Annotated in this window: 4 protein-coding genes; 2 read left to right on the top strand and 2 right to left on the bottom strand. The window is 66.5% G+C overall.

Annotated elements, in window-relative coordinates; genetic code table 11:
• On the bottom strand, positions 1-328 hold a 328-nt coding region (locus VAE54_RS05170), incomplete at its 3' end, for a hypothetical protein (RefSeq protein ID WP_322800871.1).
• Positions 329-340: 12 nt separating this feature from the next.
• Positions 341-1,036: a response regulator transcription factor gene (locus VAE54_RS05165; protein ID WP_322800870.1), complete on the bottom strand. Its 696-nt coding sequence runs from the start codon at positions 1,034-1,036 to the stop codon at positions 341-343.
• A 189-nt stretch (positions 1,037-1,225) separates the two neighbouring features.
• On the opposite strand from VAE54_RS05165, the gene gltB reads away from it, so the two are divergent.
• Complete coding sequence (gene gltB, locus VAE54_RS05160; RefSeq protein WP_322800869.1) at positions 1,226-5,833, top strand: glutamate synthase large subunit; 4,608 nt, start codon at positions 1,226-1,228, stop codon at positions 5,831-5,833.
• A gap of 182 nt (positions 5,834-6,015) precedes the next feature.
• Positions 6,016-6,948 (top strand): hypothetical protein, encoded by a 933-nt coding sequence (locus VAE54_RS05155; RefSeq protein WP_322800868.1) that lies wholly within the window; start codon positions 6,016-6,018, stop codon positions 6,946-6,948.
• The last annotated feature ends 50 nt before the right edge of the window (positions 6,949-6,998 follow it).

Here is a 6,998-nt window from a genome sequence, read left to right as displayed (position 1 = left end):
CTCCAGCGGATGACCCCAGCGCCAATCCGGCCTCCGCTGGGGCGGCCAGCAAGCGACCCGTGGGATCCAGCAGGAGCACCTGAGTAGGTTGCCGGATCGCCAGCGCTTGCAGAAACGCCTGCGCCGCTCCCGAGTCCGTCCAGATCTCTGGGAGGACAGTCCCCAGACGGGCGATCAAAACCCCCTGATCCGCCATCTCCTGAGCCAGGGAAGGGAGGAGAATACGCTCCTCCACCAGCTCCGTGAGCGTCAGCCCCAGGATCGGGGCGATCAGCAGGAAAGGAAGCAACATGCTGACCAGGAGGCGGGAGCGAAACGTGCGAAACATGCGGCGCTCTCCTCATCCCTGGGGGACCAGCTTGTAGCCGACCCCACGGACGGTGAGGATCCGTCGGGGATGCTCGGGGTCTTCCTCAATTTTCTCCCGCAACCAGCGGATATGCACGTAAAGGGTCTCGGGCTGGCCCGCATATTCGGCACCCCAAACCTGATTGAGCAGCATTTCGGTAGGCAGCACCCGGTTGGGGGCCAGGGCAAGCGTGTAGAGGAGATCAAATTCCTTCGGGGTCAGGGAAACCATGCGACCGGCCACCATGACCGTCCGCGCCGCCGGATCGATCACCAGATCGCCAACGACGAGGGGAGATGGCGTGGAGGAAACCATGGGAGACGACCGAATCCGACGCAGGACCGCCCGGATGCGCGCGATCAGGACATCGGTATCGAAGGGCTTGGTGATGTAGTCATCCGCTCCCAGCTCCAGCCCTACAACCTGGTCCAGCTCCCGCCGGCGAGCGGTGAGGAAGATCACGGGGAGCCCCAGGATCTCCCGGAAACGCCGCAGGGCCTCCAGGCCATCCATCCCCGGCAGCCCAATGTCCAGGAGCACCAGGTCCGGCCGCTCCCGGGCGGCAATCGCCAGCCCCTCCTCGGCAGTGGCCGCCGTGTGCACTTCGAAACCCGCCTGCTCCAGGCTGAAGGCCAGACTGCGACGGAGCAGCGCGTCATCATCGATCAACAGGATACGGCCTCCCATCGAAGAACCCCTCTCGACCTCCAGGATCCCTCTCCTAAATTTTATGGCGCTCGCGATTCCCAAAGGGGATCGCCCCTCCCCTTCCACAAAAATGGCCCATTTGGGTGCCCCAAAATGGCCTGGATAGGGGATGACAGGGATCCAGGATTTCCACAAAATCTACATCAACGCCCGCGGGAAAGTGAGGGGGTGGGACGGGTCGCTGTGTTCATTGCCCTCTTTATCTTCTACGGACCAGGCAGTCCAGGGAACGCCTCAATTGTATCGGATGGAGGGGATCCGATGGAGGGGTTCGAGCGGAGGGAACGGGATGCATGCGGGATCGGGCTGCTGGCCCGGCCGGGAGGGCCGGCGGACCATGGGTTGCTCTCCATGGCGCTTCAGGCGCTGGAGCGGATGTCCCATCGTGGGGCGACCGCGGATGATGGGCTGACGGGAGATGGCGCGGGAGTGCTCATCGCAGTCCCTCGCCGGCTGTTCCTCCGTTTCCTCGAGGCCCAGGGCCTCCGTCCGCCCGACCCGAGGCGCCTGGCCATTGTCATGGCCTTCCTCCCAACCGAGCCCTGTGCGCAGAGGGAGGCCCGGGAGATCCTGCACGCGGCGCTCGCCGGGGAGGGATTTCACCTCCTGACCTGGCGTCCGGTTCCCATCCGCCCAGACATCCTGGGGCCACGGGCCCGGGCCACATGCCCCTTCATCGCTCAGGCGCTGCTGGCCGATGAGCGGAACGACACCCCCGAGGGGATCGACCGCCGCTTGTATCGCGCCCGCCGTCGAGCCGAGCGAACCGCAGCCCGCCAGGGGATTCCCCTCTATGTAGCTTCCGCATCCTGCCGCACGATTGTCTATAAAGCCCTGGTCCTGGCCCGGGATCTTGCCCGATTTTACCCGGACCTGGCGGATCCCGATTTCGAAACCGACTTCGTCATCTTCCATCAGCGCTTCAGCACCAACACCCTGCCGGCCTGGGAACGGGCCCAGCCCTTCCGCACCCTCTGCCACAACGGCGAGATTAACACCCTTCAGGGGAACATCCACGGCATGCAGGCCCGGGAGGCGGCCCTGGCCTCGCCGATCTGGGGAGACACCCTGGAGGATCTGCGACCGATTATCGATCGGACCGGCTCCGACTCCGCGATGCTGGACAACGTAGTGGAGTTCCTGGTCCACTCCGGCTATGATATCCGCCATGCCCTGCGCATGCTGATCCCCGAAGCATGGGAGAAATCTCCGGATCTCGACGAGGCGGCCTGGGGATTCTATGCCTACCATCAGAGCTTGATAGAGCCGTGGGATGGGCCGGCGGCCGTCCTGTTCACGGATGGTCGCTTCGTAGGCGCGCTGCTCGATCGCAACGGCCTGCGCCCATTGCGGGTGTTGCGCACCATCGACGGTCTGCTCTACTGTGGGTCGGAGATCGGCGCGCTGGAGATCCCCCCTGAACGTGTCCTGAAGCTGGAGCGCCTCGGGCCCGGCCAGATGCTGGCCGCGGATCTCCAGACCGGACGGTTCCAGGATCCCCGCGCGCTCCTGATGGAGCTCAGCGCTCAACGTCCTTACGCGGAATGGGTCCGCCGTCATCGCGTGCGCCTGCTGGAACCTCCCGGGGCCCCTGCCCTTCCGGATCCGGAGGCTCTTCTTCGACGACAGATCGCCTTCGGCTACACCGCCGAGGAGCTGGCGCTGATCCTCCGCCCCATGGCCCGCACCGGTCAGGAGCCGATCGGCTCGATGGGGGATGACACGCCGCTGGCGATGCTTGCGGGGTGGCCCCGGCCGCTTTACAACTTCTTCAAGCAGCGCTTCGCCCAGGTGACCAACCCGCCCATCGATCCCCTCCGGGAGACCCGGGTGATGTCCCTCACCGTGCTCCTGGGAGAGCGGGCCAATCTGCTGGCTCCCGACGAGCGAGCGGCTCACCAGATCGAGCTGTCCAGCCCCATCCTGACACCTTCCCAGCTGCAGGCCCTGAGCGATCTGCCCGACCCGGCCTTTCGATCGCGCCGGTTGCCCATCCTGTGGCCGATCGCGGAAGGCCCGACCGGCCTCCGGCGAGCGCTGGAGGAGCTGTGTCAGGCCGCGGAGCAGGCGATTGCCGAGGGCTACCGCTTGCTGATCCTGAGCGATGAGGAAGCGGATCCCCAGCGCGCGCCGATCCCAGCCCTGCTGGCCGTTGCTGTCCTGCACCACCATCTGATCCGGATCGGCCAGCGGACCCGGGCCAGCCTGATCGTCGTATCCGGAGAGCCCCGGGAGGTTCATCACTTCGCCTGCCTGCTGGGCTACGGGGCTTCGGCGGTTTGCCCCTATCTGGCCATCGAGACCGTGGCGGCCATGGCGGCGCGGGAACGCGAAGGTGGGCGCTCGGAAACCCCTGAGGAAGCGATCCGGCACTACATCCATGCGATCGAAAAAGGCCTGCTGAAGGTCATGGCCCGCATGGGGATCTCCACCCTGGACGCCTACACCGGGGCCCAGATCTTTGAGATCATCGGACTGGAACGGGAGCTGGTGGAGTGGGCCTTCGCCGGCACGCCGGCGGTCTTCGGCCCGGTCGGCCTGGAGGAGATCGCCCGGCGCGTGCAGACATGGCATGCGGCGGCCTTCGCCGCGGAACGTCCCGAACTGCCCTCTCCAGGTTTCTACAAGCATCGGGCACGGGGGGAATTCCACGCTCTGAACCCGGAGGCCATCCGGGCGCTTCAGGAAGCGGTGCGAACCCCGGACGCGCTGGGGGAAGGTTTCCCCGAGGCGTATCGTCGCTATCGGGACTTCGCCGCCCTTGCCCATCGGGAGCCGGTGGATCTGCGGGACCGGCTGCGCTGGGAGAGCGACCGCCCGCCGATCCCGCGGGATCGGGTGGAGCCGGAGGAGGCAATCCTCCGCCGCTTCTCCACAGCGGCGATGTCCCACGGGGCGCTCTCGCCGGAGGCCCACGAAGCCCTGGCGATCGCCATGAACCGCCTGGGGTTGCGCTCCAACAGCGGGGAGGGCGGTGAGGATCCAGAGCGCTACGGGACCGAACGCAACAGCCGGGCCAAGCAGGTGGCCTCCGCCCGCTTCGGGGTCACCCCGTATTACCTGATCTCCGCAGAGGAGCTTCAGATCAAGATGGCCCAGGGCTCCAAACCCGGGGAAGGGGGACATCTCCCGGCCACCAAGGTGACCCCGGAGATCGCCCGGCTGCGCTTCGCCCAGCCGGGCATCGACCTGATCTCGCCGCCCCCTCACCACGACATCTACAGCATCGAGGATCTGGCCCAGCTGATCTACGACCTCAAGGCCATCCACCCTCGGGCTCAGGTCTCCGTGAAGCTGGTCTCCACCATTGGGGTGGGGGTGATCGCGGCCGGCGTGGCCAAGGCCGGGGCGGATATCATTCTGATCAGCGGCCACGCCGGCGGGACCGGCGCTTCCCCCTGGTCCTCGATCAAGAACGCTGGGATGCCATGGGAGATCGGCCTGGCAGAAGCGCACCGGATGCTGGTGGCCTGCGGGTTGCGGGACCGTGTGCGGTTGCGGGTGGACGGGGGCCTGCGCACTGGGCGGGATGTGGTGATCGCCGCCCTTCTGGGGGCCGATGAATTCTCCTTCGGAACAGTGCCCCTCATCGCCCTGGGATGCGTAATGGCCCGGGTATGTCATCAGAACACGTGCCCCACGGGCGTCGCCACCCAGGACCCAGAGCGTCGGGCGAAGTTCGCCGGGCGCCCGGAGCACGTGATGGCCTACCTCCGCATGGTGGCCTATGAGGTGCGAGAGATCCTGGCCTCGATGGGCTATGCCCGCCTGGGGGAACTGATCGGGCGGACCGATCTCTTGAGGGCAACGGATGACTGCGTGGACTGGGAGGCTGTGCTCCGCGCCGCAACGCCGCCCCCGGCGGTCCCCGCTGCCCCCCGGGTCTGGTCCTTCGCCCTGAACGACCAGATTGTGCGGGATGCCATCCATGCGCTCAGTGAGGGCCGACCGGCGCGGGGGATCTACCGGATCCGGAACATCGATCGCGCGGTGGGCGCGCGGCTGGCGGGAGAGATCGCCCGGCGCTACCGGGAGGAAGGGTTGCCCGAAGGCACCGTCACGTTGATGTTCGTGGGGGAAGCGGGCCAGAGCTTCGGGGCCTTTGCCCATCGGGGCATGCGGCTGATCCTGATCGGGGCGGCCAACGATGGCGTGGGCAAGGGGCTGGGCGGCGGCGAGCTCATCATCCGTCCACCCCGCGATCTGCGGGATCCCTCCCCGGTGTTGATCGGGAACGCCGCCCTGTATGGAGCCACCGGCGGATGGCTTTTCGCGGCCGGGCGGGCCGGCGATCGCTTCGCGGTGCGCAACAGCGGGGCCTGGGCGGTAGTGGAAGGCGTGGGCGACCACGGCTGCGAGTATATGACCGGGGGTGGCGTTGTCATCCTGGGCCCCGTGGGGGATAACTTCGGCGCTGGAATGACAGGCGGCGTGGCTTACGTTCTGGATGAGCTGGAAGAGCTGCAGCGGCGCTACAATCCCCAACTCGTGCAGATCGACCCGGTGGAGGATCCCACAGAGATCGCCTTTCTATACGGGATGCTGGAGCGTCATCTGCGGTTCACGGGCAGCCCGCGGGCCCGGGCGCTCCTTGAACGCTGGCCGGAGCCCGTAGCCTGTTTCCGGCGCATTCGACCCCGGGGTCGGGCTTCTATCCTCCTGCCCCCGCCGGAATCCATGCCCATCCCCGATCTCCTGATCCATGCCCTGCCAGAACCATCCGGCCTCTTCATCCCGGATCCCACCGAGGCGTTCATCCAACCCCCATCGTTATAAGATGACACCGCCCAATCCATATGGACCATGCCTCATTGTTTCTATGAGGCGGTCCCTTTATTTCCCTGACCGGCAATAGGCAAGGGAAGATGCTCGGCCCTTCCCTATGGCCAGATCCCAACAATCCGCCCCCGATCCCCCTGCGTATCAGTGGATAGAACGCAGGAAGGATCGGGATCGCTATGCTGGGCGTTCGCGAAGATCCGAAGCTCCCTCTCCGCTTCCGCCTCCCTCTCCCTGCGCCGGATCCCATCGATGGCGCGGTCCTGGGCGCCCTGGTCTATGCGGATCTCTTCGACTACCCCCTGACGCTCGAGGAAATCCATCGCTACCTGATCGCCATCCCGGCTTCGCTCGCCGAGGTGGGCGAGCGCATCGCGCGGAGCTCCTGGTTGCGGGAGCGGATCTCCCAGTGTGATGGGGTGTGGACTCTCCGCGGCCGGGAACCGCTCAGCCAGCTCCGACGGCAACGCGCGCGGGCAGCAGCCCGGTTGTGGCCCTATGCTCTGCGCTACGGCCGGATTCTGGCTGCCCTGCCCTACACCCGCATGGTGGCGGTGACCGGGGCGCTGGCGATGGATAACGTGCCGGAAGGCGATGACATCGACTACCTGATCATCACTGCGCCCGGACGGCTCTGGCTCTGCCGGGCCATGGCCATCACGGTGGTGCGCTGGGCCGCCCGGCACGGTCGGACCCTCTGCCCCAACTACTTCCTCTCCGAACGAGCGCTCGTCCTCGAGGATCAAAATCTGTTCACCGCCCATGAGCTGACCCAGATGATCCCGATCGCCGGCATGCCGATCTACCAGCGCATGCGAGCCCTCAACCGATGGGCCGCGCGTTTCCTGCCGAACGCATGGGAAGCACCCTGGTCGGTGGAGGTGGCCCCCGCCATCCGCCGGGAGATCACAGCAGCCCTGGAAGCGCTGGGTCGTATGCCCCCTGCGGATTGGCTGGAGGCCTGGGAGAGACAACGGAAGATCCGCAAGTTCAGCGCTCGCCCGGTGGGCGAGTGCCGTTTCGACGCGGATCACTGCCAGGGACACTTCCACGGCCACGGTCAGCGCACCCTGGCTGCCTTCGCGGAAAGGCTTTGCTACTGGATGGGATAAGGGCCGGCGGCATTCCTGACAGGAGATCCGCCCGCCCAGAGCGATCGGCA

Source organism: Thermoflexus sp. (assembly GCF_034432235.1).
Classification (GTDB): domain Bacteria; phylum Chloroflexota; class Anaerolineae; order Thermoflexales; family Thermoflexaceae; genus Thermoflexus.
The sequence above is the reverse complement of the archived record's forward strand: the minus strand, read 5'-3'. Positions and strand labels throughout refer to the sequence as shown.